We start from the raw sequence: 733 nt of genomic DNA, 5'->3' as shown, positions 1-733 counted from the left end.
TTTTGAACGGGTTTGCGAGTTAGTAAAGCTAGAAAAAGATAAGGATTTAGTACTGCGAGTTTCGGTTGATAGCGGCGGTTGCTCAGGACTTATGTATAATTACGAACTAGTCTCAAAAAATAATATAGAGCAAGATGATTATGTCATTACTAAACATAATGCTACAATTATTATTGATCCTATCTCTCAAAAATTTATGCTAGATTGCACTCTTGATTTTATAGAAGAGCTAGGCAGTTCATATTTCAACGTTAGTAATCTGCAAGCTAAAGCAAAATGCGGCTGCGGTAATTCTTTCTCGATGTAAATGCAAGTATTGCGAGTGGGCATTGTTATTAGAATGCCGATGTCATTCCTGCAACAGCAGCAATGACATCGCAACGTCAAACTTTTAATGTTAATCATTAAGTTGCATAGTTGCTCCACCTACCTCAACTTCGTCATTATTATCATAAGGAGGATGCTCTACTTCATTACTTTTTGAACGGGTTTGCGAGTTAGTAAAGCTAGAAAAAGATAAGGATTTAGTACTGCGAGTTTCGGTTGATAGCGGCGGTTGCTCAGGACTTATGTATAATTACGAACTAGTCTCAAAAAATAATATAGAGCAAGATGATTATGTCATTACTAAACATAATGCTACAATTATTATTGATCCTATCTCTCAAAAATTTATGCTAGATTGCACTCTTGATTTTATAGAAGAGCTAGGCAGTTCATATTTCAACGTTAG

Annotated in this window: 1 protein-coding gene and 1 pseudogene; both read left to right on the top strand. The window is 35.2% G+C overall.

Annotated elements, in window-relative coordinates; translation table 11 throughout:
- Positions 1-307: iron-sulfur cluster assembly accessory protein (locus tag O6R16_RS07995; RefSeq protein ID WP_499680706.1), on the top strand; the 307-nt coding region annotated here is incomplete at its 5' end.
- Between the two features lie 160 nt (positions 308-467).
- Positions 468-733: pseudogene (locus O6R16_RS07990) on the top strand (iron-sulfur cluster assembly accessory protein); the annotation flags it as partial.

Origin of the sequence: Candidatus Rickettsia tasmaniensis, from assembly GCF_036857515.1 — a bacterium.
Classification (GTDB): Bacteria; Pseudomonadota; Alphaproteobacteria; order Rickettsiales; family Rickettsiaceae; genus Rickettsia; species Rickettsia rickettsii.
Note: the sequence above shows the minus strand (reverse complement) of the source record. Positions and strands in the feature narration are given on the sequence as shown.